Raw genomic sequence first — 25004 nt, forward strand, 5'->3', positions numbered from 1 at the left:
GATTTGTACGTACAAGCTGATTTTTGCCATGAGAGACGTCCTGTACCTGGAGCAGATCGAGCAGGCCGAGGTTCTGCTCAAGCCGCAACGCGTCGAGATCCTGCGGCAGTTGGCCGAGCCACGCACCTGCACCGAGGTGGCCGCCCGGCTGGAGCAGACCCCGCAACGCGTCTACTACCACGTCAAGCAGCTCGTTGCGGCCGGGCTGGTCGAGCAGGTCGACCAGCGCCGGGTCCGGGGCATCACCGAGGGCATCTACCGCGCGGTCGCCCGGTCGTACTGGCTCTCGCCCCGTCTGGTCGGCCGGATCGGACTGCGTCGCGCCCGCGACGAGCTGAGCCTGGGCTACCTGCTCGACCTGATGGAGGAGGTCCAGGCCGACGTCGCCGCGCTGGACCGCACCACGCAGGAGCTGCCCTCCATCGGCGTCTCCGGGGAGATCCGGGTGCCGGCCGAGCGTCGGCAGGAGTTCCTACACGACCTGCAGTCCGCGCTACAAAACCTGTTCACCCGCTACGGCGGCGCCGAGGGAGACGCCTTCAAACTCGCCGTGGCCTGCTATCCGAAGGGAACCGACCATGACTGAACCGATGATCATCGCCGCCCGCCTCGACGCCCCGATCGCGCGGGTGCGCCAGGCCCTGACCGACCCGGCCGAGCTGCGCGTCTGGCTCGCCGAGCACGCCGAGGTCGAGCTGCCGCACCGGTACGAGTTCTGGGGCCGCTACACACCCGAAGGCGACGCACCGCACCAGCGCTTACTGCACGTCGACGACGAGCGGCTGCGTTTCGCCTGGCTGCTCGACGGCGTGGAGACCACCACCGAGATCACGCTGAGGCCCGACGGACCGGACGCCACCGTGCTGAAGCTGTCGCAGACCCACTTCGACTTTAACGACGTGATCAACGGCACCAGCATCCGGGGCGTACTACAGACCTACTGGAGCCTGGCGATCGCCAACCTCGAAGCCCACCTGACCGGCGACCCGCTGCTGCCGAAGACGGACTTCACCGGCACCGACTTCCGTGGCGAGATGGTCATCGCCGCCCCGGCCGACAAGGTCTGGGAGTCACTGACCGACTCCGAGCAGGCCAGCGCCTGGTTCGGCTACCCGATCGGCATCGAACCCTGGACCGGCGGCCGGTATGCCATGGGAGGCTTCGAACACGGCTTCGCCGCCAAGGTGGTCGACCTGGAGCCCGGCCGACGGATGTCCGTCGACTGGGGAGCGCCCGGCGTCACCACCTGGGAGCTGGCCGAGTCCGAGGGGAAGACGAAGCTCACCTTCGTGCAGAGCGGCTTCGACGAGCAGAACCCGCCCTACGCCGCCTGGTCCGGCTCGGTCAGCGGGTTGGGCGAACTCCGGCGCTTCCACGAGATGCCGAACTGGCAGCCGATCTGGCTTCCCGAGGAGTCCACGGTCGGATGACCGGCTGAGCGATGAGCAGGGCCGTGGATGCCGGATCACCCCGAGCGGGCGAGTGCGTCGAGTCGGGCGAGCAGGGCGATGGTGGCCGGGTGGTCGGGGACGAGCGCGGTGAGAGCGGAGTCGAGGGCCTGCCAGCCGTCCAGGTGGCGGTAGCGCCACAGCGTGCTCAGCATGCCGATCAGCTCCAGCCGGGCCACCGGACTGCGCGGCAACTGCTCCTGGACGGGTCCGGGCAGTAGCGAGTAGAGCTGCTGACGGAACGACGGATCGTGGATGTGTGGCAGGTCGAGCAGCAGCCGGACGAGTTCCGCGTATTCCGCACCGGTCGGCTCCGCCGTCGGGCCGACCACCCGTACCGGCGAATCCGAGTGGCCGGTGGCGGCCGGGCCGCCGGTCGCGGACGGCGTGACGGTGGCGTCGGCTGTGGTGGCGTCGGGCGGTGACGAACTCGGGAGCACGACTGGAGCCGGCGTATCCGGGCTGGCCCCGGTCGAGGACGCGGGATCGTCGAGGGCGAGCAGAGCGCGCCGCAGCACCACGTAGGAGCGGTGTTCGTGCGAGTCGGGCTGGATGATGGAGAAGTGGTCGCCGGGGAGTACACCGGCGTCCGGGAAGACGCTGCGGGCCGAGGCGGGCGGGACCACGCCGTCGCTGGCGCCGGCGTAGACCTTGACCCGGATGGTCGGCTGCGGCGCGTGGACGATCTGGCGGAGCACCACCCGTTGGGCGTCGAGGACGGCGGCGCGCAACGGGCGCAGGTCCGCCTCCTGGGGGTGTCGGCGCAGGAAGGTGCGGCGCAGCGGCAGGGCCAGGTCCGAACCGGCGTTCGGGCAGGCGTACATGAGCACCAGGCGGAGGCGGTCGAGTTCGCCCGGGTTGTCGGCGAGCATCCGGGCCAGCGCCCGCTGGACCACCAGCCCGCCCTGGCTGTGTGAGACGAGCGCGAGGCGGGAGTGGTCGGCCAGGTCCTGGGCGAGATAGGTACGCAGGTCGTCGGCGATGTCGTCGAGGTGCGGTATCCGGCGCAGCGGATTGAGCGAGACCAACGGCGATTCGTACCCGAAGGTGTGCACGTGAAGGCCGGTCAGGGCATCGTCCTGGGCAACCAGTCGGGTGAATTCCGCCCAGGTGTCGGCCGAGGACAAGAAACCGTGTACGAACACGACGGCTGTTCCGGACACGACGTCACGCTAACACCACTGCGCCACCGCATGCGGAGCACGGTCCATTGTGGTGAGCAGCGCATTTCGCGCTCCGCTGCCGATATCGACACGACCGGTGATCGTGAGAGGGAGAGGCGGCGGTGGTCTGACGTGCGCAGATGACCTGACCGGACCGTGGAGGACCGCGCTGACCTGCGACGTCGTCCATCGTGAAGGGGTGGCGGCGGCGACATCCCGGGTGCTATCGGTCTATTCACCGACGAATGCTTGTTCTGCCGCGTCCATTACCGTCATCGGGTGCGGAGTGTGGTAATGGTATGCCGGTGAATCAACCGTTCGCTGTCGAGGTCGACTCGGAACTCGTCGATCTCGCGGATGTCTCTCTTGATCTCCTGGTCGACTATGACCAGGAGATTCTCGGCCCGATCATGCGGCGACTCCTCCGTCGTGTCGACGATCCCGAAAGTATCACCAGTGGCTACAATCCCCAGCGTCTCGACTGACGGGGCCGGCCTTCCTTGGAGAAGTTGTGACCGCTCAACATCTGGCGGCGGAGCCGGTCGGTCGACCCGCGCGCCATCGTCTGGAACCGCGCCACTTCGGGGCCCTGGCCACCGGGTCCGCTGACGCCGACACCATCGCCGAACTGCTCGCCGCCGAGAGCAGTTGGCGCAAGATCCAACTGCGGGCGGTCCTGGACGCCGCCGCTGCCGTACCCGACGCCACCGGCCCGCTGCCGCCGGTCGCCGAGGCATGGCGGCTGCTCGTCGCCGCGCAGCGACGCGACCGCGAGGCCGTGGAGAAGCTGATCCTGCATCCGCAGGTCGGCACCTGGGCCGGGTACGCGCTGCGCCGGATGCGGGGCACCACGGTCTCCGCCACCGGTCCGCTCTGGGTGGACCTCGGGTATCTGCACGCGCTGGCGGTGGCCGCTGCCGTCCGTACCGGATGCGACTTCACCATGCGGGTGCCGGTGCGGGACGGCTTCGTCGTCCTGCCGACGCTCGGTGGTGCCCAGGTCCCGAAGGCCCACGAGTGGGATGAGGCGGAGGTCGTCGGCGGGGACGGGCGGGCGACGTTGACCGTGGCCGGCACGGTCATCGAGTTCGACGCGAACGGCGCCGGCACCGACGGCTGGGTGCCGTTGCCGACCGTCCGATCCACGGCGGGCGGGCACACCCTGGAGGTCACGCTCGACTTCATCGACCCCTACCGCAACCTGCGTACGCCGACCGCGCCGCACCTGGACATCGCCGCCGACGTCCAGCGGTGGCGGGAACTGCTCGACCAGGCGTGGGCGCTGCTGGTGCGGGCCTGCCCCGACCTGGCGCTGCCGATCGCCCGTGGCCTGACCTCGGTGGTGCCCCAACCGGCCGCCGAACGGTTCCGGACCATGAGCGCCTCGGCGGGGGACGCCTTCGGCAGCATGATCGTCTCCGAGCCGGAGGACGCCCCCGAACTGGCGGTCACGCTGGTCCACGAGTTCCAGCACATCAAGCTCGGCGGACTGCTGCACCTGGCCCCGCTGGTGAACGGTGAGCCGCCGCACCGGCTGTACGCGCCGTGGCGCGACGACCCCCGCCCGCTCGGCGGGCTGATCCAGGGGGTGTACGCCTTCGTCGGGATCGTCGAGTTCTGGCGGGCGTACCGGCAGGTGGCGACCGGTACCACGGCCGGGCTGGCGCACTTCGAGTTCGCCCGCTGGCGGGAGCAGGTGTGGGCCACCCTGCGGATGATGCGCGAACTGCCGCAGCTCACCGACGTGGGACGGCACCTGGTGGCGGGCCTGACCACCACCGCCGTGAGCTGGCAGGACGAGCCGGTGCCGGCGGACCCGCTCGCGGCGGCTCGGGCGGCGGTGGCCGACCACCGGGCGCGTTGGCGCACGCACCACCTGACGCCCGCCCCGGAGGTGGTGTCGGCCCTGGTCGCGGCGTGGATCGCGGGACAGCCGGTGCCCACCGCAACCGATGTCGCGCCGACCGTGGCGGCGGACGCCACCGCCCGCCGCCTGGACACCCGGGCGGTGCTGGAGTTGTGGCGGATCACCGACCCGGAGGGCTTCGACCGGCTCCGCACCGACCCGTCGGCGGTCGGCGCGCGGGTCTCCGGCGCGGGACCGGCCGAACTGGCCCACGTCTGCGGCGAGACGGCCCACGCCCAGGCGGGCTACCTGGGTGCACTGTCGACCGAGCCGGGCTCACCGGCCGCGTGGGCCGGTCTCGGCCTGACCGTCGCCGCCCTCTATCCGGGACCGGCCGCCGACGCGTTGCGGGACCGGCCGGAACTGGTCCGCGCGGTCTACCTCGGGTTGCGCGACCAGGGCACGCCGGTGCCGGAGCCGCTGGAACTGGCCGCCTGGATCGGCGTCGACACGGCCTGAGAGCCGGGTGCCGGGGTGGCGGCCTCTCCGAGGTCAGGCACCCCGGCTCTGCGCCGGACGGCGACGGGACTCCCGACGGCGGCGCTACAACGGCATCGGGTCCAGGTCGCAGTCGCCCCGGATGGTCAGGTCGGTGCCGGCCACGGTGGCGGGGTGCTGCTCGCCGAGCACCGTGGCGAACTTCTGGGTGATCTCGGCGTGCAGGCCGGCCGCATCCTCCTCCCGCCCGAGCGAGACGAGATCCTGGGCGAGATTGCCGAGGCAGATCAGCGTGGTGGGATGGTCCGGCCCGAACACCGCGGCGCACCGGGCGGCGGTGCGTTGGTCGAGGTCGTACGCGGCGGCGTGCTCGCCGAGGTGGTAGAGGTCGTTGCCGAGGTTGATCAACGCGGCCAGCGCCAGCGGGTGATCCGGGCCGAGCCGTCGGGTCAGCACCGCCAGCCCCTGCTCGTTGGTGCTGCGGGCCCGCGCCACGTTGCCCCGCAGCCGGTCCACGATCGCGCCGTTGAGCTGCGTCGCCACCGTGTACGGGTGGTCGGAGTCGAAGAGTTCCCGATACCAGGTGACGAGTTCGGCGGTGAGCGTGGCGGCGGCGTCCAGATCACCCGTGGCGCGCAGGTCGACGGCCAGACCGAAGGCGGCCAGCAGGGTGTCCGGGTGGTGCTCGCCGAAGCGGGCCGCGAAGCCGTCGCGTACCTCCTGGGACAGTGCCAGGGCCGCGCGGTGGTCGCCGGCCTTGCGGATCGCGGAGGCCAGTCGCCGTCGCGCGGTCAACGTCTGGGTCTGCGCCGAGCCCCAGACCCGGGGCAGCCGGTCCACGACGTTCTGCATCTCGACCCGGGCGGGGAGGTACTCGCCGAGTTCGCGACGGTCGATGATGAGGTTGAGGTGCGACTCCAGCGTCTGCGCGTGGTCCTCGCCGAAGAGCAGGACCCGGTGGGCGTACGTCTCCCGGTCGACCTCGTACGCGCGCCGGATGTCTCCGGTCAGGCGGAGGCTGACGGCCAGGTTGTGCGCCGCGTTGAGCGTGTTCGGGTCGTCCTCGCCGAGCGCCTGGATGTGCCGCCGGTAGAGATCCTCGTCCATCTCCAGGGCGCGTCGGAAGTCCCCGGACGCCCGCAGGTCGGCCGCCACCTGGCCGATGGCGCGCAGCAACTCCTCGGTGTCCTCGTCGGTGCTGCGTTGGTAGAGCTCCAGGATGCGGGCATTGTGCTGGGCCGCCTCGCGGTGCCGACCCAGGCGGTAGAGCATGAAGCCGAGCCAGTGGCCGATGGTGAGCGTCATCGGCGCGTCCTCGCCCAGGCTGCTGCTCCAGGCCCGCCACGCCTGCTCGGCCAGTTCCAGGGACGCCGTGAAATCGCCCCACCAGTAGAGGTAGCGGGCCTCGTTGAAGACCAGTTGCTGCACCCACGGCTGGTGGGAGTGGACCGCGTCGGAGGCCATCACGTGCGGGTACAGCTCGGCGTAGCTGCCCCAGTTCGCCGGCGAGTCGGGGTCGTTGCGGTCACCGGAGGCGAGCAGCAGGTGTGCGCTGTTGCGGACGGTCTCCCGGTCCGGTCCGGCCATCCGGTCGATGAGGACGGCCTGGATCAGCCGGTGCATCTGGATCGAGTTGGTCCGGTGGATGACCCGGGCCAACGCGTACCGGTTGATGTCGCGGATCGCGCGGTTGAGTCGCATCGGGTCGCGCAGCGCGGCGTTCAGCTCCGGGTGGATGTCGTCGTTCTGCGCGCCGCTGAACAGGGTGCGGGGGATGGGCTCCGGAGCGAGGAACGAACAGACCTGCAACAGCCGGAAGGCGGCCGGATTGGAGACGACGAGTCGATCCAGCGACACGTTCCACGCGGCGGCGACGGGCAGTTGGTAGTCCATCGGTGGTGCCTGTTCGAGCAGCTCGATGCGCTTCTCCTCGAACAGCCGCAGGTACTCCTCGGCCGGCATGCCGGTCTCGGCCCGCCACGCCGCCGCCTGCTCCAACGCGAGCGGCAGGTCACCGAGCGCCTCGGCGAGCCGGTCCGCCTGCTCGGAGGTCAGCTCCGGACCCCGGCGGCGCAGCAGCTCGATGCTCTCCTCCCGGGGGAAGACGTCGACCTCCAGCGTACGGGCGACGTTGGCCCAGCCCGGATTCCGTGAGGTGATGATGATGTCGCCGGACCCGCCGGTGGGCAGGTACGGCACCAGCGCCTCGGGGCTCTCGGCGTTGTCGAAGACGAGCAGCCAGCGAGGGTACGGCCGACCGATCCGCAGGGCCTCCTGGACGGCGACGCGGGCGCTGCCGATGTCCGGCCCGGAGGCGAGGTTCATCCGCGCGGCGAGTTCCACGATGGAGGCGTTGATCTGGGTGGGCCGTTCGGCCGGGATCCACCAGATCAGGTCGTACTCGCCCTGGTGCTGGTAGACGTACTCGACGGCCAGATGGGACTTGCCGACGCCGCCCATCCCGTGCAGGGCGTGCGGCAGGACCGCCGTGGTGCCGCCGCGTACCTGCCGGTGGAGCTGGGCGAGCGGTTCCTTGCGGCCGGTGAAGTTCGGGTTCCGCGGCGGGATGTTGCCCCAGACGGCCGGGGTGCGGGTCGGGGCGGTGGCGCCTGCGGGAGTGCTGGACGTCAAGCCGGCTCCTTCGGTACCTACGCTACGGTCTGCGTCGGCATCAGCGCCGACAGCTATCATCGCATCCCGATCGGCAGGTACGGGAGTCCTGACGACCGGGTCGGCACCGCCGTCCGGGTCGACCGCGGCCAGCGCCTCGCCGAGTCGTCGCGCCCGGGGGAGATACCGCCCGGACAGCGCCCGCAGCACGTCCTGCTCGATCCGGACCAGCGCGACGTCGGCCGGGGTCACGGTCGGAATCTCGACACTCGTCGGGTCGTCCAGCACCCGTCCCCAGTGCGCGATCGCGGGGCGGAACCGCCCGAGCCGGGCCGACAGGAGCTGCCAGACCCGTACGGTGTCGGCGCGGCGGCCGGCTGCCAGCAACTCGGCCCGTACGCCGGGAAGGAACTCGAAGGTGCGGTCGTCGCCGGTGCCGACGGTCCGCACCAGCGCACTGGTCAGCACCTCGGCCAGGTGCAGGGTGGTGGACCGGGGCAGCAGCATCCGCTGCACCACCCGGACGGCCGACCGGTCCAGCGGTGCTGCGGCCAGGTGGGTGGCCAGCCGCAGCGCCTCCGGCGAGGCCCACGAGATGAACTCACGTACCCGCCGGGCGGCGCCGGGCCCACCGGTGGGTGCGACGGCACGGTGCGGGCCCGCCCGGTCGGTGGCGAGCAGGGCGGGCATGTCGATCCATCGTGGCGCGCGGCAGGCGAGCAACTCGACCCACGCCCCGAGCCAGCGCGGTCGCAACTCCACCACCGGCACCGGCACCCGGTCGCCGGCCGGTGCAGGCTCCTGCGCGAGCAGCGCCTGGAGAGTGTTGTGGTGCCGCCACTCCCACCGCGAGTTGGCCGCCGCCGGCGCGGCGGCCCGCAGCCGCAGGCGCAGCGGCTGCACGCCGGTGCGGTGCCACATCTGCTGGGGCAGCAGGTGCACCAGCGCCACCGGCTGTCGGCCCGCCCACTCGTGCAGGTGCGGCAGGACCGCGCCGGAGTGCCAGGCCGGACCGGCCCCGTCGCTGAGTACCAGGACCAGACGGCGGCGACCGACCGGCGGCAACGCCGTGGACGGGCCGGTGACCGGTCCGCCGCGCCGTCCGCGCAGCACCACCCCGGCCGGGTCCGTGACGTCGGTGACCAACCGGCAGACCCGTACGTCGTGGAAGGCGACGTGTCGGCGCAGCAGTTTGACGAAACTGCGGATCCGGCCGGACCAGACGGCCATCGACAGGTGGTCGTCGACGACCACCACCGCGTCCCAGCCGGCGCGCGGCGTCCGGCGCAGGACCGGCCAGGCCACTCCCGCCGCGAGATGCTCGGCGGTGGCCTCCTCGTCGAACTCGTACCGCTCGCGCCCCGGAACCAACTGCCGGAACGGGTGCAGGACCTCCGACAGCGGTGGGCCGCTGTCCGGGCGGGACGGGTCGGTGGTCAGCGCGGTGCCGGGTGGCCCGGCGAGCCCGGCGCCGGGCCCGAGCCGGGCGGCCAGCCAGATCGAGTCGGCCAGTTCGGCGCGGGTGAGCCCACCGCCGGGACCGGTCACTCGGTGCCGTCCGGCGGCAGCCGGCGCCACAGTGCCTCGATCAGCCGCCGCCACTCACCCCGGTCCCGTGGGGCGAACGCGCCGGAGGTACGCAGGTGTACGGCGTCGAGCAGTTGGTCCACCGCCGGTGGATCCCACTCGCCACGCCGGGAGAGGTATTCCTGGATCAGCTCGGCGGACCCCTCCGCGCCGTCCGGGAAGTGCGCGGCGACCATCGAGGCGAGCCCGGCCTCGCCCGCCTCGGGCAGGCGCAGGCGCAGGCAGTGCCGCAGGAACGCGGCCGGGAAGTCGCGGTCCTCGCTGCACGTCATCACCACCAGCGGGAACTCGTGGCAGGTCACCCGGCCGCCGCGTACGGTGGCGGTCCGCCCCGGGTCGGCGGTGTGCACCACCGCCTCCGGCGCCCGGCCGGCGACCCGGACCAGCTCCGGGATCTCGAACCCGCCGTCCTCGAAGACGCTGCGCAACTGCTGCGGCAGGTCGATGTCGCTCTGGTCCAGCTCGTCGATCAACAGCACCCGGGGCAGCCGGTACGGCAGCAGGGCGGTGCCGAGCGGCCCGAGGCGTACGTAGTCGCCGACCTGCGGCGGTGGCGCGTCGCCGCCCTGCGCCGCCGCCTGGCCGGTGGCCTGGACCAGCCCGACGGCGTCGTAGTCGTACAACCCGTGGCGCAGGCCCACCTGGGTGGTGACCGGCCAGCGCAGCACCCGGCCGAGCCGCAGCTCCCGGGCGATCCGGTAGGCCAGGCTGGACCGACCGGTCCCCGGGCGTCCGGTCACCAGCAGCGGTCGCCGCAGGTGCAGGGCGGCGTTGACCACGTCGACCTCGTACTCGTCGACCAGGTGGGAGACGATCGGCTCGCCCAACCGGCGGACCAGCTCCGGGTCCTCCTGGGGCGGTGCCGGCTCGTCCGGACCGCCGTCGAAGGCCCGCCAGCGCGGCGGTGCCGGCCACCGCAGGTCACGCTCGGCGTCCTCGACGGCGCGTCCGGTGCCGGTGTAGATGCGCCAGCCGGTCGACCCGGTGGTCTCCGGCGAGCTGGTCGGGTCCGTCATCCGGTCACCTCCGGGGTGCCGTGGGGCGTGTCCAGTTCCGGCGTGCGGTACGGGTCGTCCCAGAGGACGACGAGGTGTCGGCCGTGGTGGCGGTCCTGCTCGGCGGCCGGGGCCTGCAACGCCGACAGCCGGGACCGTTTGGCCGACTCCGGCAGGCGCACCACACCGGCGCGCGCGGTCATCGACCGGATCTCGTCCCAGAAGTCGGTGTCGGTCGGCGCGGTGCGGTGCCAGACCACCACGGGCAGACCGGCCCGCAGCGCGGTCATGATCTCTTTGACGGTCGCCTCGGCGTCGGTCGTGGGTGGTGCGCTGAGCACCACCGTGGCCAGACTCGGGTCGGAGTTCAGCTCTGCCTCCATCCGGGTCAGGTAGCCGGGGCCGTCCGGCACGCTGCGATAGAGCCCGCTGTTCCACGGCTCGGCCTGGAGCCGGTCCCAACGCAGTCGCCAGGCGCGACGCCAGGAGGTGGTCCGCAACCGGTCCAGGCTGCGCACCACGACCGGGTAGTCCATGGCCAGCACCTTCTGGTCGAGGTACTGGCTGGCCCGCTCCTTGCGCCACCAGGGCACGTCCTCGTTGAGCAGCTCGATCGGGAGCACCAGCTCCACCGCCACCTCGGCCGGGCGGTCCGCCCACTCGACCTCCATCTCGTGGACGATCCGTTCCACGGTGGACTCCAGGTCGTCGTAGGCGACCTCGGGGATGCGCCCGCGCAGCTTCGAGTTCCACTCGCCGCCGCCGTGCCACTGCCGGTAGTGCGACACCGTGTACCGCTCGCTGCCCGGCTCCAGGTCGTTCTCGATCTGGATGACCAGGTACGCATACCGGGTCGTCGCCTCGCCCCCGGCGTTGACCAGGGCCCGACGCCGGTCCAGCTCCTCGGTGAGGTCGAGTGCCGTGGCCTCCCGCTGGTTGCGCCGACGGATCAGCGTGGCCGTCCCGGTGTCCACCTCCTTCTCCAGCAGGGCGAGGAACAGCATCCCCGGCGGCAGTCCGCGGGGCGGGGCGTTCTGGCCGGTGAGGTAGACGAAGACGTCCCACGCGTTGGCGCACCACGTCGGCAGGCTGGCGAGCTTGTGTTCACTGGCCCGCTGCAACAGTCGCGTCAGCGGGGCCAACCGGACGGCCAGCAGGGCGGTCCGCAACTCGGCCCAGTCGCTGTCGGCGAGCACGCCGATCGCGTCCGCCTCGTAGCGCAGCCGTTCCAGGGTGGGCAGTTCGTCGGCGGCGGGATCGAACAGACGCACCAGCTCGACCAGCGTCTCCATCTCGGGCGGCTCGCCGAGACAGGCGCCCGCGATCTCCAGGCTCTGCCCGCGAGGGTTGGCCACGTCGTCGAGCCGGTCGCCGTGGTGCAGTTCCCGGCGCAGACGCTGCACCAATTGCCGGCGACTATCCGCATGCCCCACCAGCGGCATCGCGGCGAGCATGTCGACCAGCTCCCTCTCGATGCGGCGGCGCTGATTATCGCCCGGCAGTGGAAGATGGGTCATGGACCATCCGGTCTGTCGAACGTTTCCGACTGTTCGGTAAAGGTCAGGTTACCGGCCGACGCAAGGGTCGAGTGACCCTTTGTTTTCCGGACGGAGCCGGTATCGCAGGCGATAGGTCACCGATGTCCGAAGTAGACGATCCCGCGGCGGCTACTCCGCTGTCTCCTTTCCGACATCGGCGGCCGGGCGGGGTTCCGGAACGCCCGCCGGGATCGGTGTCGTCGGGGCGGTGGCCTGCGCGATGTCGATCAGCGTACGGGTCAGCAGCGTGGCCAACGCCAGCAGGATGCACCCGCAGACGAGCACCCGCAGCGTCGGTACGTCCGGCAGTGCGCCGGCCAGCACCAGGACCGCGAGAGCCGTGCCGAGCACGCTCGTGGTCGCCACGAAACCGGCATAGAGGCCGACCCGTCGTTTGGTCCAGAACCGCACGCCGTGCACCGGGTCCTCACTGCGCGGCCGTCGCGGTTGCGTCTGAATTCGCTCCAGGAATCGGGACTCCCAGAGTAAGGCGAGCATCAATACCGGAAGTACCTGCGCGGAAGTTGCGTACAGATCGGAGAACACGACGTGGGGCTCCTCGGATCGCGACGCCTCGATACCGCTGACAGTGTCGCAAACACCACGTAGCGCGACGGTCCCGTCCGGTCCTGGCGGGTCGGCCGGGCCAGTGCGTCGGCGCGGCTATCGTGGCCTGTCGTGACGAGCAGCGAGCAGCGACTGGCCGCGATCCGCGGCGGCATCCCCCCGCGTCGGCACAACGCCCGGACGATCGCCGCGCTGACCGGCAACCCGGGCTGCACCCGGCGTGCCGTGCTGGACGGGGCCGGGGTGGACAAGCCCCTGCTGGCCGAGCGGATCGGTTTCCCCGCCCGGTTCGGGCAGTCCCGGTTCGCCATCACCCGGGGGAACGCGTTCGAGGCGCAGGTGAAGGCCGACGACGGCGCCGAGTTGCTGCGGCTGGTCGCCGAGCGGTTGGGCGTACCGGTGCCGACCTCGGCGCGGTGGACGGCGCTCGGTGACGGCGACGACATGGCGGCCCGCCAGCGGCGCTCGGCCGCGCTCCTGACCACCGTGCCGGACGGCCCCGACGACTCGGCCGCGTTCTTCGACCACCCGATGCTCGCCCTGGATGTCGCCGGTCAGCGGGTCCACCTGGAGCCGGACCTGGTGGCCGCCCGACTCGGTGGCCGGTTCCACGTGGTCGAGGTCAAGTCCTTCCCGGTGATCGACGGCCAGGCCGACCCGGCGAAGCTGGCCGCCGCCGCGATCCAGTCCGCGGTGTACGTGCTGGCGCTGCGGGACCTGCTCGTCGCCGCCGGTCGGCCGCCGGAGTCGGTGTCGCACGAGGTGGTGCTGGTCTGCCCGCGCGACTTCACCAACCAACCCGTGGCGCACCTGCTCGACGTGCGCAAGCAACTGCTCGTGGTACGCCGCCAACTCGACCGGATGGACCGGCTGGACACGCTGCTCGACGACGTACCGGCCGACTTCACCGCCGACCCGGGCGCCGACCCGTCGGCGCTGCTCGCCTCGCTGGGTCAGGTGCCGGCCCGCTACGCCCCCGACTGCCTGGCGAGCTGCGAGCTGGCGTACTTCTGTCGGCACGAGGCGGACGGGCACACCGGTGCGCTGGGTCGTCCGGTGCGGGAGGCGCTCGGCGGCATCGAGGACGTCGACCGGGTCCTGGCGCTCGCCGCCGGCGAACCCGCCGCCGATCCGGAGCAGGAACAGGCCGCCGCGCTGCTGCGAACCGCCGCCCGACTGCGCGCCGACGCCCTGGCCGGGTCGGCGTGAGCCCGGCGCGCGGCCGGGCCGCGTCCGCCGGAGCACCGGCATGAGTACGCTGCGCGCGCTCGCGGCGGCGCAGGCGGTGGCCGCCGGGGTGGCCCAGCCGGTCGCCACCGTCCGGCACGTGCACCTGTCGGCCCGGCCGTTGGTGCTGGTGCCGCTGACCATGGCGGGCGAGGCGAACGCCCCGCTGGCGGCGATGGTCGGCACCGCACCGGGGCGGGGCCACCTGCTCGTCGTGCCGCAGCCCCGTAACCGCGACCAGCGGTTCGGGTTCGCCGCCGCGCTGGCCGACATCCTGCTGCCCTACATCGACACGCACCGCCTCGGCTCCGAGACGGTCGCGGTGGACCGGGGCAAGGACGTCCGACAGCGGTACCTCGACGCCCCGCAACTGGTCGTGCCGAATCCGGCGGGCGTCACGTTCCTGCGGCTGCTCGGTCGCGCCACCCGGTTCCGCCGCATCGACGGCGATCACCCGGTGCACCCGTCGGTGCCGCTGCTCGGCCGATGGCTGACCTTCCTCGCCGAACGCGCGGAGCATCCGGGCTCGTCGACGCTGCTCGCGTTGAGTTCGGCGCTGAGCCTGCACTGGGCGACCGGGCAGAGCGCGGTGGAGGACCTGCATCTGCCGGCGCTGCTCGGCTGGATCGACCCGCCGTCCGGCCTGACCGGTGCCGAGGCGGCGGCCCGAGCCGAGGACCCCGCCGTGTGCCCGCCCGCCGGACCGGCCACCGACCCCGACTTCGACAACCGACTGCTGGCCCCGGCCATCGAGGCGTACGCCGAGGCCGACACGGACGCCCCGGCTCGCGCCGACGCGTACGCGGAGCTGGAGAGGCTGCTGCGCGACCAGCTCACGCCCACCTGGGACCTGATGTGGCGCGGCCTGGGGCTGCTGCGTGCGCTGCCGCCCGGCGCCCGGGTGGCGGGCCGGTGGACAGGCGACCGGGACGCCTTCACCGCGCACGCCGCGCACGTCGACGAGGGTGGCGCGCCGCAGCCCAGCCGCGACGGCGCGGTGGCCGCCGCCACCCGGCTGCACCGGCTGGAACGGGCCGCCGCGAGCTACGCCGTGCAGCGCGCCTACGACGACCCGCTGGTGATGGCGGAGTACCGGCTGACCGGTGAGGCGTTCGTCGGCGAGGTGGTGCTGGCCGACCCGACGCGGGTGGACGACACCGGACGCCGGCCGGTGCTGCGCCCGCGCCTCCAACTGGTGACCACCGAACCGGTGCTGGTGCCGGCCGGCGCGAACCTGTACAACCCGGCCCGGCCGGGACAGAAGGCCCGGGTCGTCCACGTGACCCCGACCGCCGACGGAAAGACCGAGGTGGTGCTGGAACTCTCCGGCGGGATGGGCCGAGGGCTGACCGCCAGCCCCGGCAGCGTGCCCGAGGTGGGGCAGCGGCTCTGCTACACCACCCTCAGCGAGGCGTACGTGCCCAGCGGCACGTTTCCGACCGTCGAGGAGACCCCGTGGACCCACGGCGGTCCGCCCACCTACGACCCGCCGGTCGCCCCGGACGCCGCCGAGATGTAAGGAAGGGACCCTTTCTATACACGAGGCGTTAGAAAGGGTCCCTTCCTTTCACGCCACCCCGGCGTGCGTGAAGATGTTCGTGGATGTACGGATGGGCCGTCAGGTTGCCGACTGGCGTCCGCGCGGCTCTGGCGGGGCGCTCGTCCGCGTGGCTACGCTTTCGGGGTTTGCCGGGACCGGTCCTCGCCGTCGAGGGTGCACGTGCACGTACGAGAGAGAGCCGGAGCGAACGCTGTGTCGCGAGAGGACGTCGGGCGGGCTGCCGCGCGGTGGCCCGGGCGGGACCGGGTCGGCTGGGCGGGGCTGATCGCCGCCGGTCTGGTGGTGCTCGTCGAGGCGGTCTGGCTGCTGCTGAAGCTGCCCGCCGGTGCACTGGTCAGCGACCTCGGCGCACTGACCACGGCGGGTCTGGCCGGGGCGGCCTGCCTGGGTGCCGCCCGCCGACAGCCGGCGGTACGACGGTTCTGGCTGCTGCTGGCGGCGACCATGGCACTGGCGATGGCCGGACGGGCACTGTGGACGGCCTTGCGGCTGGTCGGCGAGGACCTGCCGCACATGCTGCCGGTCGGGCTGCTCTTCGTCGCGGGTCTGGTCACCGGGACCGCGGCCCTGCTGTGCTCGGTGACCGCCCCGCAGACCACGGTGGGTCGGGTCCGGACGCTGCTCGACGGCGTGATCGTCGGGCTGGCGCTGATCCCGGTCGGCTGGATGCTGATCTTCCGCAACGTCGCGATGGCGGATCTCGACGAGCCGCTGCGCACCGCCGGGCTGCTCTATCCGATGTTCGACCTGATGCAGTTGACCATCCTGGTCGCGGTGATCGGCCCGAGCCGACCGGTGTGGTCGGTGCTGACGGTGCTCGGCGCGAGCCTGACCGTCCGCGCGGTCGGCGACGCCGCGTACGTGTCACTGGTGGCTGCCGGCACCTACCAGCCGGGCCGACTGGTCGACGTGCTCTGGCCGGTGAGCTACCTGCTGATCGCGGTGGCCACCCGGCTCGGGCCACCCCGCTACCGGGCCGATCCCGACGAGGCGGTCGAGTCGCCCCTGCCGCCCTGGTGGCGGGTGGCGCTGCCGTACCTGCCGGTGGGCGGGGCGATCGTGGCGGTGGTGTGGGCCAGCCGACCCGACGGCTACATCCCGCAACCGATCTTCGTCGCGCTGCTGGCGCTGCTGGCCACGCTCGCCCTGCGGCAGGGGCTGGCCGCCAACGAGAACCTGCGGCTGGTCGGTCGGCTGCGGCAGCTCGCCTACAAGGACCAGCTCACCGGGCTGCCCAACCGGTTGGCGTTCACCCGTCGGCTGCGCGCGGCGCTGCTCGGCACGAACCGGGTCGCCGTACTCCTGCTGGATTTGGACGGGTTCAAGCAGGTCAACGACAGGTTCGGGCACACCACCGGTGACACGTTGCTGACCGGGCTGTCCCGACGGATGCGGCGGGCGGTCGGCGACGACGGGATGATCGCCCGGATCGGCGGTGACGAGTTCGCCGTCCTGGTCACCGGCAGTCCGCCCGCCGAGCCGGAACGCCTCGCGGAACGGTTGCTGGCCGCGCTGCAACCGTCGCCCGGCGAGGAACTGGTCGGCGTGCACCCGTCGGCCAGCATCGGCATCGCCGAGTACGGGCCACAGCACATCTCCTACACCGACCTGCTGCGCGACGCCGACATCGCGATGTACGCGGCGAAGGCGGCGGGCAAGTCGGCATACCGGCGGAGCACACCGGCGCTACGGGAGTCGGCGGTGAGCCGGGCCGAGTTGATCGCCGACCTGCGGCGGGCCGTCGACGAGGAGCAACTGCACCTGGAGTTCCAGCCGATCGTCGACCTGGCCACCGGGGCGGTCCGCAGTGCCGAGGCGCTGGTGCGCTGGCGGCATCCCCGACTGGGGGTGCTCAGTCCGGCCCGGTTCCTGCCGTTGGCCGAGGAGACCGGGCTGATCCTGCCGATCGACCGGTGGGTGATCAAGGAGGCGTGCCGGGCGGCGGCCACCTGGCAGGACCGGGGCCCCAGCGCGACGGTGGCGGTGAACATCGCCGCCGCGCACCTGCGCCGCCCGGATCTGATCGCCACGGTCACCGAGGCCACCGCCGGGGCGGGTCTGGCACCCCGGGCGCTGACCCTGGAGCTGACCGAGTCGGCGCTGATCGAGGGCAGCGACGCGGTGCTCGACCGGCTCGGGCAACTGCGCGAACTCGGCATCCGGATCGCCATCGACGACTTCGGCACCGGATATTCCTCGCTGAGCTACCTGCACCGCATCCCGGCCACCGAACTCAAGATCGACCGCTCGTTCGTCTCCCGGATCTCCGACGACGCGCGGGCGTACGCGACCGTGGAGATGGTCACCCGATTGGCCGACGCGTTCGATCTGGGCGTGGTGGCCGAGGGGGTGGAGACCGAGCGGCAGCACGACGCGGTGGCCGCCATCGGCTGTGTTCAGGGGCAGGGCTACCGCTACGGCCGTCCGGCGGCGCTGGCCGAGTTGCGGACCGTTCTGGCCGGGCCGGTCCGCCCCGCCTGAGCGGTGTCGCAGAATCGCACTTGACCCTCACGTAACGGCAGGCGGGAGCGTGGTTCCCAGGAAGGGAGGGAACCGTGGCGTACCGCGTGGGCGAGGTGGCCCGGCTGGCCGGAGTGACGGTCCGGACGCTGCACCACTACGACGAGATCGGGTTGCTGTCGCCGAGCGGGCGCAGCGGCGCGGGCTACCGCAGCTACTCCGAGGCCGACCTGGAGCGGTTGCAGGTGGTCCGCTACTACCGCGAGCTGGGGTTCCCGCTGGAAGAGATCGCCGCGATCCTCGACGACCCGGCGAGCGACCCGGAGGCGCACCTGCGTCGGCAGCACGAGCTGCTGACCGTACGCATCAAGCGCCTGCAGGAGATGGTCGCGGCGATCGAGTTCGCGATGGAGGCGAGCAAGTTGGACATCAGACTGACCCCGCAGGAGCGGTTCGAGGTGTTCGGGGACTTCGACCCGGAGGCGCACGCCGAGGAGGCGGAACAGCGTTGGGGCGGCACCGAGGCGTACCGGGAGTCGAACCGGCGCGTGTCGCGCTACACCAAGGAGGACTGGCTGCGGATCAAGGCCGAGAGCGAGGACTGGGGGCGGCGGATCGTCGCGCTGATGGAGTCCGGTGCACCGGCGGACGGCCCGGCCGCGCGGGAGTTGGCCGAGGAACACCGCCGGCAGATCAGCCAGTCGTTCTACGAGTGCTCGTACGAGATCCACACCGGGCTGGCCGACATGTACCTGGCCGACGAGCGGTTCACGGCCCACTACGAGGCGATCGCACCGGGACTGACCGCGTACCTGGCCGAGGCGATCCACGCGAACGCGATCACCCGGGCCTGAGGCGGGGGTGGGGTTTGCCGGGCGGAATCCGGCGGGCCGGGGGAGGATGACTGACATCGTTCGACCCTCATGATCTCCGGAGGCACCGTTGTTGATCGTCGCCGGCACGCTCTACGTCGATCCGGCCGAGCGGGACGACTACCTGGCCACCTGTGCGGAGATAGTCCGGGCGGCCCGCTCGGCGCCCGGCTGCGTCGACTTCTCGATCAGCCCGGACGTGGTCGAGCCGGGACGGATCAACGTCTACGAGCGCTGGGAGTCCGACGACCAGTTGTTGGACTTCCGTGGCGCCGGCCCGGAGCCGGACCAGCAGGTCGCCATCGTCGGTGCCGAGGTGCACAAGTTCCGGATCAACTCCGTCGAGTCCCCCTGAGCGGGGCAGCGGACGGGCGGCGGGCGGCGGCGCGGAAGGCCGCCACCGCCGCCTGCTCTCCCGCCAGTTCGTCGCGCCGGGCCGGGGCGCGGGCCGCGCGCAGCGGCGCGGCGAGTCGGCCGGCCCGGCGCAGGGCGACCGGATCGCCGTCGAGCAGCCGGTCGACCACGTGTCTGTCCCTGCGGCGCGGTGGTGCGGGGCTCATCTCGCGTTCCCTGGCGTAGGACCGGACCCCGGGGTCGCCGGGTCCGGGGCGGACGGGCGTCCACTCGATTGATTGGCGTCACCGTCGCCGGTGGCGTCACAGCGACCCGCACGACGCCGTACGGCCACGTCGCGAAACCGCCATCTTGTCCTTATTAGTCCACCGATCGGGTAATTCACCCGCTCTTGGCCGTGTCCATGGTGGTTCCCGAGGTCGTTAACACTGTGACACCCCACTTAGGTGGCCTGCGGTTGGTGGCCTGCGCGGCGAAGGAGTCGGCGTGGCAAGGACTGATTCGACGGGTTCGACATGGCGGTACCGGTGGGCGCGCCGGCAGAACGAGCGCCGGCTGCGGACGTTCCGCAGCGCCGAGGGGGAGTGGCGGCGGTGCGGCGACGATCTGCGTCGTCTGCGGGCGCTCGCGGAGCAGTGTCACGGATCCACCGGGGCGGGTCACGGCCTCCCGCTCGAACTGGACGCCGACGAGGTGGTGCTGCGGGTGGTACCCGCCGCCCAACTGGTGGAGGTGCGGCACAACGCCGTCCTGCCCGCGCCCGACCTGACCGTGGCCCCGCAGGTCGGCCGGTTGCGCCAACGGCTCCCCGAAGGCGTGCGCGCCACCGACGCCGGCATGGCGGTGATCACCAGCCGTCGGCTCGTGCTGCTCGGCGGGCGGGGCCGCCGGGACTGGGCGTACGCGCGGATGACCGGGCTGGCCCACGACCCGCACGCACCGGTCACCCTGATCCAGGTGCTGGACCGCCGACGCGGCTCCGGGGTGCTGCTACCCCCCGACGCGGCACCCGACTTCCGCTTCGTGCTCAGCCTGGCGTTCGCCGACGCGATCGAGCAGCGGGCCACGGTGATCGCGCAACTCGACGAGCTGATCGCCGAGCACGCCCGGCTGCGCCCGTCCCGGCCGGGCATCGCCACTCCCGGTCAGGCCCGGCTGTCGGCGCTGATTCCCGGTGGTCGACGTACCGCCGTGGTCGCCGCCGCGCTGGTCGTGATGGTGCCGGTGGCGTTGGCGAACTCCGGCCCGGACCCGGACGGCACGGACACGGCGGTCGCTGCCACTGCGGCACCGGTCGCCGCCACCGGCGTGTCCAAAGCACCCCGTCCCGGCTCGGCCAAGCCGGGACGGGACGCCCCCACCCCGGAGCGGCGCTGCGGCGCCCCGGTCAACCCGATGGGGTACGACTTCTGCGGCGGCGAGCGGATCAGCGAGCCGGCCCGTGACGTCTGCGAGCACTTCGACTGCGTACCCGGGTTCTGGAAGGGCCGGGGCTACCTGGTGCAGTGCGCGGACGGCAAGGTCAGCCTGGCCGGTGGCAGCCCGCGCGCGTGCGGCACGCACGGCGGTGTCCGCCGTACCGTCTGGGGCTGAGACCTCCGGCGGGTCGTGGGCGCGGGTCCGCCCACGACCCGCCGGTCTCGTCGGTCGGCTCAGCGCTGCGCGGCGGCGAGGTCGGCCAGGCGGGACAGAGCCGGTGCGGCGGCGAGCAGCAGTTCCCGGTCGGCGGCGTCCAGCCCGGCCAGCGCGGCGGCGAGCAGGTCCCGCCGGTGTTGTCCGGCGGCGGCGATCCGCTCCCACACCACGTCGGTCAACGTCAGCCGGACCGTCCGCCGGTCGTCCGGATCCCGTTCGCGGTGCAACAGGCCGGCCGTGGTCAACTCGCCGACCAGGGTGCTCACCGTGTTCGGAGCGATGCCGAGCCGCTGGGCGGCCTCCCGGACGCTGATCCCCGGTTGCCGCTGCACCAGTCGCAGCACCTCGACCTGCGTGTCCGGTAGGGCGGCCCGGCCGGTCCGCTGGGTGACCGTCCGGCGCAGTACCCGGTGCAGGTCGCCCAGGGCGTCACTGAGCTGCCCGAGCGTCTCTTCCGTCACAGAACGGCCCTCTCCACGGGAATGGCTCTGTAAACAGAGCTATCGTAGCCCGGCGCAACCGACCGCCGAGGGGGCAATGATGCCGCAGACCGCCGCGCCGACAGTCGGGCAGCCGGAGCGGGTCGCCGCCCCCACCGGTCGGGCCGCCGTCGGGTTACTGGTGCTGCTCGGCGCGCTCACCGCGATCGGGCCGCTGTCGCTGGACACCTATCTGCCGGCGTTCCCCGAGATGGCCCGTGACCTGTCCGCCAGCCAGGCGCAGATCCAGCTCTCCCTGACCACCTGCCTGGTCGGCATGGCCCTCGGGCAACTCGTCACCGGTCCGCTCAGCGACCGCTGGGGGCGTCGACTGCCGGTGCTGATCGGTGTCGGCGCGTACGTGGTGATGTCGCTGGCCTGCGCGTTCGCGCCGTCGGCGGAGACGCTCGCCGCGCTCCGCTTCGCCCAGGGCTTCGCCGGGGGCATGGGCACCGTCGTCGCCCGCGCCGTCGTCCGCGACCTCTACAGCGGACGCGCCGCCGCGAAGTACTTCTCCCGACTCGTACTGATCTTCGGCATCGCCCCGATGGTGGCCCCGGCGCTCGGCAGTCTGGTGCTGGGCGTCGGCGGCTGGCAGACGATCTTCCTCGCCCTGGCGCTGACCGGCGTGCTGCTCGCCGCCGCCGTCACGTGGCGGCTGCCGGAGACGCTGCCCGCCGCCCGCCGCAACACCGGTGGCCTGGCCGCGACCGCCGCCGCCGGGCGCGCCGTGCTCACCGACCGCGTCTTCCTCGGGTACGCGTTGACCCAGGGCCTCGCCTTCGCCGGCCTGTTCGCCTACCTCTCCGGCTCCTCGTTCGTCCTCCAGGACGTCTTCGGGCTCTCGGCCGGTGCGTTCAGTCTGCTGTTCGGGATCAACGCCCTGGCCTTCGTCGCCGTCGGCCAGCTCAACGCCCGGCTGCTGGACCGCCACGACCCCCGTCCGTTGCTGATCGGCGGGCTGGGCCTCGGCCTGCTCTCCGCGCTCGGCCTGCTCGTCGGGGCACTGCTCGGCGCCCTGCCGCTGGTCGTCGTCGCCCTCTTCCTCTTCCTCGGGTCGCTCGGCATGGTGATGCCCAACGGCACCGCCCTCGCCCTCGAACGACACTCCGCGTACGCCGGCACCGCCGCCGCCCTGCTCGGCAGCCTCCAGGCCCTGATCGCGTCCGGCGCCGCACCGCTGGTCGGGCTCGGTGGCGAGGGCAGCGCGGTGCCGATGGCCGTGGTGGTCAGTTGCGCGGCGGCCGGTTCGCTGCTCGTCGTACTCACCCTGGCCCGCACCCGCCGCTGACCGGGGAGCAGACGCGGCGCATGGTCATCGTGGTGGCCCGAAGTCCGGCACCGTGATCGTGCCGTCGGCGGCGATCGGGAAGCCCGGGTTCCAGGCGATCTCCCAGAGGTGGCCGTCCGGGTCGGCGAAGTAGCCGGCGTACCCGCCGTAGGACGTCTCGCGGGCCGGTCGGGTGACGACCGCGCCCGCCTCGGCGGCGACGGCCATCACCCGGTCCACCTCGTCGCGTTCGCGGACGTTGTGCGCCAGCCCGATCCCGCCGAAGCCACCGGCGGGGCGCGCCTGCACACCGGCGTCCTCGGCCAGCGACTCGCGGGCCCAGAGCACCACGGCGATCCCGCCGGCCTGGATGAACACCGTCCGCTCCACCTCCTGGCCCCGCCAGCCGAGCCGCCCGTAGAAGGCCCGGGACCGGGCCAGGTCGGTGACGCCCAGGGTGATCAGGCTGAGACGCTGCTCCATCCGGGCAATCTAACCCGGCCCGGGTCGCCTCGCCGCCTGCCGCAGGTGCGACGGAACGCAGAACTCCCGGTGCCGCGACCACGGCACCGGGAGTCCTCGTCAAAGGTCGGTCAGCTCAGCGGCGCGCCGCCGGGCTGCACGACCTTGTTCACCGTCAACTGGTACGGCGCGTACTGCGTGACCTGCTCGGTCGGCTCGTCGTAGGCGACGATGGCGACCACCGTGGGGAAGGCGGTGAGCAGTGCCGTCTGCACCACCCCGAGGGTGAAGCTGGTCTTGCCGTCGACCTCGAACTGCACGGCCGTCCGGAGCTTCTCGTCGTAGCCGACGAAGCGGACGTTCCAGTTCGCGACCGGCGTCGGGAAGATCTCCGACGGCGAGGCGAAGGCGTCCAGGTTCGACCCGTCGCTGACCGACGTGCCGCCGACCGTGATGTCGTCGACCAGCAGACCGCCCTCGTTGACCCCACCGTCACTGACGTAGCGGAAGCTCAACAGGACGTCCTGCCCTGCGTACGCCGACAGGTCGAACGAGTGCGGCTCGAAGCCGCTCGTGGTGCCGTTCAGCGACGGCCCGAGCGGCCCGGGGACGGTCTTGTCACCCTCGATCGCGGTGTAGCTCTTGCCACCGTCGGTCGAGACGCTGACGTAGCCGTAGTCGTAGCCGGCCTCGGCACCGTACTTGGCCAGGAAGGTCAGCGTCGGGTTGCCGACCGGCACGCTCACCGGCGTCACGGCGGCGGCGTCGGTGCTGTTGCCGTTGCCGGACCACAGCACCGGGTTGCCCGGACGGTCCGGGTCGTTGGTCACCGTCGTCCAGGCCAGCGGCACCGCCGGCAGGGTCTTGGCGCCCTTGAAGCTGATCGACCGCAGCTCGCCGCGGCCCAGCGGCTTGCCGTTGGCCTTGCGCAACTGGACGTAGTCGGCACCGTTCGGTGCCGCGCCCGGCGTCGCGTGCGTGGCCGGGTTGGCCAGGTTCACCGTGGCGTTCAGGCTGGCCGAGGTGACCTTGCGCTTGTCACGGCCGAGCATCACACCGAGCTTCGAGTTGCCGACGATCCGGTCCACCAGGTTCATCGTCTGGTAGTCGTGGATCACGCCGTAGAGGTCCGTCACCCCCTCGGCGGCGAGCGCCGCCTTGATGCTGGCCAGCCCCTGGGTGTCACCGTCGCGGTGCAGCCGGGAGATGAAGTCCAGGCCGTACCGGTCGTAGAGGAACAACATCAACGAGTACGCGTTGCCGTAGTCGGCGAGTACCGCGTTCGGGTTACCGCCCTCGTCCCACAGGTTCAGCGAGTTCTCCGGCCCGCCGCAGTCCCGGGGATTCGTGTTGTAGGCCGTCTGCACCGTGCCGAAGCCCTGGAAGCAGTAGATGTGGCTGTCCGCGCCCGGCTGGTCGACCCGGGCCGAGGCGTCGGCATAGCCGCCGAGCGTCTGGGCGAAGTCGGAGAGCCCCTCGTTGATCAGGATGCTCTCGAACGGGTCGGTGTAGTAGTGCGCCAGGTGCTGCCACTCGTGGATGAACGTCGACTCGTACAGGTTCGGGCGCGCCGGCCGGCTGGTGCACAGGTCGTCGGTCGGCTCGTTCGGCGGGGCGACGCCCGTCCGGTGCGCCCAGTCGAACGCGTCGATCGTCATGATGTTGCGGTCGAGCAACTCGTTGAAGAGCGAGAAGAAGAACCCGGCGATGTACGTCGGCGCGGCCGGGAAATCGTAGAAGTTGTCGTCCCGGACGTTGTCGACGAGCGTCACCGTCCGGTTGCCGGCACCGGTGTAGTCGCCGTCGATCTGGGCGTTGCTGCCGTCACGGTCCGGCGGCGTGCTGAACGCGGCCGTCGACTTCGGATACATGTTGCTGTCGAACTCGTCGACCAGGCGATTCACCTGCGCGTCGGTGACCACCGTCGAGTTCGCGATCTGTCGGCGGCAGTCACCCTCCGGGAACTCCGTGTCGTTGGCGACCCAGACCTCGATGTTGTCGCCCACACCCCGCAGCGTGTAGTCCTTGAGGTAGATCACGCCCTGGTAGTCGTCGAGCGCGAGCCACTGTCGCACCGTACCCACCGGCGGCGTCTCGGCGGCCTGCGCCGACCGGCGCTGCGCCTGCGGCTGGTACTGCCGGGGCACCTCGACCGGCTTGCCGTTGAAGGTGAAGTCCTTCCTGGTGAGGTCGCGGACGTCGCTCGCGATCCCGGTCGCCGGAGCCGGAGCGGGCTGGGCCGCCGTCGTGCTCGGGCTGGCCGCCGCCGACTGGGCGACGACGAAGAATGGTAGGACGATGGCGCAGGCTGCTATCCCCGCAAAGCGGCGTCGAGCCACAGAACCTCCTCATAGCCGACAGACCCACTCAACCCTGGGTGACCAGGGGTTATGGATCTACGCGCGCTGATCGAGCGTCCTCGTATCCTTTGC

General features: G+C 72.0%; 20 protein-coding genes. 11 read left to right on the plus strand and 9 right to left on the minus strand.

The features are described from left to right. The first annotated feature begins 28 nt into the window (after positions 1 to 28). Both ACQVFL_RS05270 and ACQVFL_RS05275 read left to right on the plus strand, forming a co-directional pair. On the plus strand, positions 29 to 586 hold the full coding sequence (locus tag ACQVFL_RS05270; RefSeq protein ID WP_431728812.1) for a helix-turn-helix domain-containing protein: 558 nt from the start codon (positions 29 to 31) through the stop codon (positions 584 to 586). Beyond that, a complete protein-coding gene (locus ACQVFL_RS05275) occupies positions 579 to 1430 on the plus strand; it encodes an SRPBCC domain-containing protein (RefSeq protein WP_396697987.1) in 852 nt (283 codons plus the stop codon). The genes ACQVFL_RS05270 and ACQVFL_RS05275 overlap by 8 nt, the downstream gene beginning before the upstream one ends. 35 nt (positions 1431 to 1465) lie before the next feature. Here ACQVFL_RS05275 and ACQVFL_RS05280 read toward each other — a convergent pair whose 3' ends face one another. Continuing rightward, positions 1466 to 2611 (minus strand): alpha/beta fold hydrolase, encoded by a 1146-nt coding sequence (locus tag ACQVFL_RS05280; RefSeq protein WP_431728813.1) that lies wholly within the window; start codon positions 2609 to 2611, stop codon positions 1466 to 1468. Positions 2612 to 2916: 305 nt separating this feature from the next. Between ACQVFL_RS05280 and ACQVFL_RS05285 the strand changes: the two genes are divergently transcribed. Both ACQVFL_RS05285 and ACQVFL_RS05290 read left to right on the plus strand, forming a co-directional pair. After that, positions 2917 to 3096 (plus strand): hypothetical protein, encoded by a 180-nt coding sequence (locus ACQVFL_RS05285; protein WP_117228938.1) that lies wholly within the window; start codon positions 2917 to 2919, stop codon positions 3094 to 3096. A gap of 26 nt (positions 3097 to 3122) precedes the next feature. Continuing rightward, on the plus strand, positions 3123 to 4976 hold the full coding sequence (locus ACQVFL_RS05290; protein ID WP_431728814.1) for an HEXXH motif domain-containing protein: 1854 nt from the start codon (positions 3123 to 3125) through the stop codon (positions 4974 to 4976). A gap of 84 nt (positions 4977 to 5060) precedes the next feature. Here the strand turns inward: ACQVFL_RS05290 and fxsT are convergent, their stop codons facing one another. From fxsT to ACQVFL_RS05310, 4 genes are all read right to left on the minus strand, one after another. Then, the gene (fxsT, locus tag ACQVFL_RS05295; protein WP_431728815.1) at positions 5061 to 9113 is read right to left on the minus strand and encodes an FxSxx-COOH system tetratricopeptide repeat protein; all 4053 of its coding nucleotides are present in this window, start codon (positions 9111 to 9113) and stop codon (positions 5061 to 5063) included. Beyond that, a complete protein-coding gene (locus ACQVFL_RS05300) occupies positions 9110 to 10168 on the minus strand; it encodes a MoxR family ATPase (protein WP_396697979.1) in 1059 nt (352 codons plus the stop codon). The genes fxsT and ACQVFL_RS05300 overlap by 4 nt, the downstream gene beginning before the upstream one ends. Further along, the gene (locus ACQVFL_RS05305; RefSeq protein ID WP_396697977.1) at positions 10165 to 11664 is read right to left on the minus strand and encodes an effector-associated domain 2-containing protein; all 1500 of its coding nucleotides are present in this window, start codon (positions 11662 to 11664) and stop codon (positions 10165 to 10167) included. The genes ACQVFL_RS05300 and ACQVFL_RS05305 overlap by 4 nt, the downstream gene beginning before the upstream one ends. Before the next feature lie 150 nt (positions 11665 to 11814). Then, the gene (locus tag ACQVFL_RS05310) at positions 11815 to 12096 is read right to left on the minus strand and encodes a hypothetical protein (protein ID WP_396697975.1); all 282 of its coding nucleotides are present in this window, start codon (positions 12094 to 12096) and stop codon (positions 11815 to 11817) included. Between the two features lie 267 nt (positions 12097 to 12363). Here ACQVFL_RS05310 and ACQVFL_RS05315 point away from each other — a divergent pair, with 267 nt between their 5' ends. From ACQVFL_RS05315 to ACQVFL_RS05335, 5 genes are all read left to right on the plus strand, one after another. After that, positions 12364 to 13461, plus strand: a complete 1098-nt coding sequence (locus ACQVFL_RS05315; RefSeq protein WP_431728816.1) for a hypothetical protein — start codon at positions 12364 to 12366, stop codon at positions 13459 to 13461. 40 nt (positions 13462 to 13501) lie between these two features. Next, positions 13502 to 14998 carry a hypothetical protein gene (locus tag ACQVFL_RS05320; RefSeq protein ID WP_431728817.1) on the plus strand — a complete coding sequence of 499 codons (1497 nt, stop codon included), beginning with the start codon at positions 13502 to 13504 and terminating at the stop codon, positions 14996 to 14998. 234 nt (positions 14999 to 15232) lie between these two features. Then, complete coding sequence (locus ACQVFL_RS05325; RefSeq protein WP_396697969.1) at positions 15233 to 17521, plus strand: putative bifunctional diguanylate cyclase/phosphodiesterase; 2289 nt, start codon at positions 15233 to 15235, stop codon at positions 17519 to 17521. Between the two features lie 74 nt (positions 17522 to 17595). Continuing rightward, complete coding sequence (locus tag ACQVFL_RS05330) at positions 17596 to 18354, plus strand: MerR family transcriptional regulator (protein ID WP_431728818.1); 759 nt, start codon at positions 17596 to 17598, stop codon at positions 18352 to 18354. An 88-nt stretch (positions 18355 to 18442) separates the two neighbouring features. Continuing rightward, complete coding sequence (locus ACQVFL_RS05335) at positions 18443 to 18727, plus strand: putative quinol monooxygenase (RefSeq protein ID WP_396697965.1); 285 nt, start codon at positions 18443 to 18445, stop codon at positions 18725 to 18727. Here the strand turns inward: ACQVFL_RS05335 and ACQVFL_RS05340 are convergent. Then, positions 18705 to 18932, minus strand: coding sequence for a hypothetical protein (locus ACQVFL_RS05340; protein ID WP_396697963.1), 228 nt, complete (start codon positions 18930 to 18932; stop codon positions 18705 to 18707). The genes ACQVFL_RS05335 and ACQVFL_RS05340 overlap by 23 nt on opposite strands. 280 nt (positions 18933 to 19212) lie before the next feature. On the opposite strand from ACQVFL_RS05340, the gene ACQVFL_RS05345 reads away from it, so the two are divergent. Next, positions 19213 to 20319 carry a hypothetical protein gene (locus ACQVFL_RS05345; protein WP_431728819.1) on the plus strand — a complete coding sequence of 369 codons (1107 nt, stop codon included), beginning with the start codon at positions 19213 to 19215 and terminating at the stop codon, positions 20317 to 20319. Between the two features lie 59 nt (positions 20320 to 20378). On the opposite strand, the gene ACQVFL_RS05350 is transcribed toward ACQVFL_RS05345, so the two are convergent. After that, the gene (locus tag ACQVFL_RS05350; RefSeq protein WP_396697959.1) at positions 20379 to 20822 is read right to left on the minus strand and encodes a MarR family winged helix-turn-helix transcriptional regulator; all 444 of its coding nucleotides are present in this window, start codon (positions 20820 to 20822) and stop codon (positions 20379 to 20381) included. Between the two features lie 79 nt (positions 20823 to 20901). Here ACQVFL_RS05350 and ACQVFL_RS05355 point away from each other — a divergent pair, with 79 nt between their 5' ends. Continuing rightward, positions 20902 to 22131, plus strand: coding sequence for a multidrug effflux MFS transporter (locus tag ACQVFL_RS05355; protein ID WP_396697957.1), 1230 nt, complete (start codon positions 20902 to 20904; stop codon positions 22129 to 22131). 24 nt (positions 22132 to 22155) lie between these two features. On the opposite strand, the gene ACQVFL_RS05360 is transcribed toward ACQVFL_RS05355, so the two are convergent. Then, positions 22156 to 22593, minus strand: coding sequence for a VOC family protein (locus tag ACQVFL_RS05360; RefSeq protein WP_431728820.1), 438 nt, complete (start codon positions 22591 to 22593; stop codon positions 22156 to 22158). Between the two features lie 110 nt (positions 22594 to 22703). Continuing rightward, the gene (locus ACQVFL_RS05365) at positions 22704 to 24911 is read right to left on the minus strand and encodes a choice-of-anchor J domain-containing protein (protein ID WP_431728821.1); all 2208 of its coding nucleotides are present in this window, start codon (positions 24909 to 24911) and stop codon (positions 22704 to 22706) included. Positions 24912 to 25004: the final 93 nt, after the last annotated feature.

This window comes from Verrucosispora sp. TAA-831 (genome assembly GCF_050780145.1).
In the GTDB taxonomy this organism is placed as follows: domain Bacteria; phylum Actinomycetota; class Actinomycetes; order Mycobacteriales; family Micromonosporaceae; genus Micromonospora.

Bases quoted from the DNA above. Each gene is read 5' to 3' on its own strand.
- ACQVFL_RS05270 (WP_431728812.1), top strand. From the start codon at position 29: ATGAGAGACGTCCTGTACCTGGAGCAGATCGAGCAGGCCGAGGTTCTG.
- ACQVFL_RS05275 (WP_396697987.1), top strand. From the start codon at position 579: ATGACTGAACCGATGATCATCGCCGCCCGCCTCGACGCCCCGATCGCG.
- ACQVFL_RS05300 (WP_396697979.1), bottom strand. From the start codon at position 10,168: ATGACGGACCCGACCAGCTCGCCGGAGACCACCGGGTCGACCGGCTGG.
- ACQVFL_RS05305 (WP_396697977.1), bottom strand. From the start codon at position 11,664: ATGACCCATCTTCCACTGCCGGGCGATAATCAGCGCCGCCGCATCGAG.
- ACQVFL_RS05320 (WP_431728817.1), top strand. From the start codon at position 13,502: ATGAGTACGCTGCGCGCGCTCGCGGCGGCGCAGGCGGTGGCCGCCGGG.
- ACQVFL_RS05340 (WP_396697963.1), bottom strand. From the start codon at position 18,932: ATGAGCCCCGCACCACCGCGCCGCAGGGACAGACACGTGGTCGACCGG.
- ACQVFL_RS05355 (WP_396697957.1), top strand. From the start codon at position 20,902: ATGCCGCAGACCGCCGCGCCGACAGTCGGGCAGCCGGAGCGGGTCGCC.
- ACQVFL_RS05360 (WP_431728820.1), bottom strand. From the start codon at position 22,593: ATGGAGCAGCGTCTCAGCCTGATCACCCTGGGCGTCACCGACCTGGCC.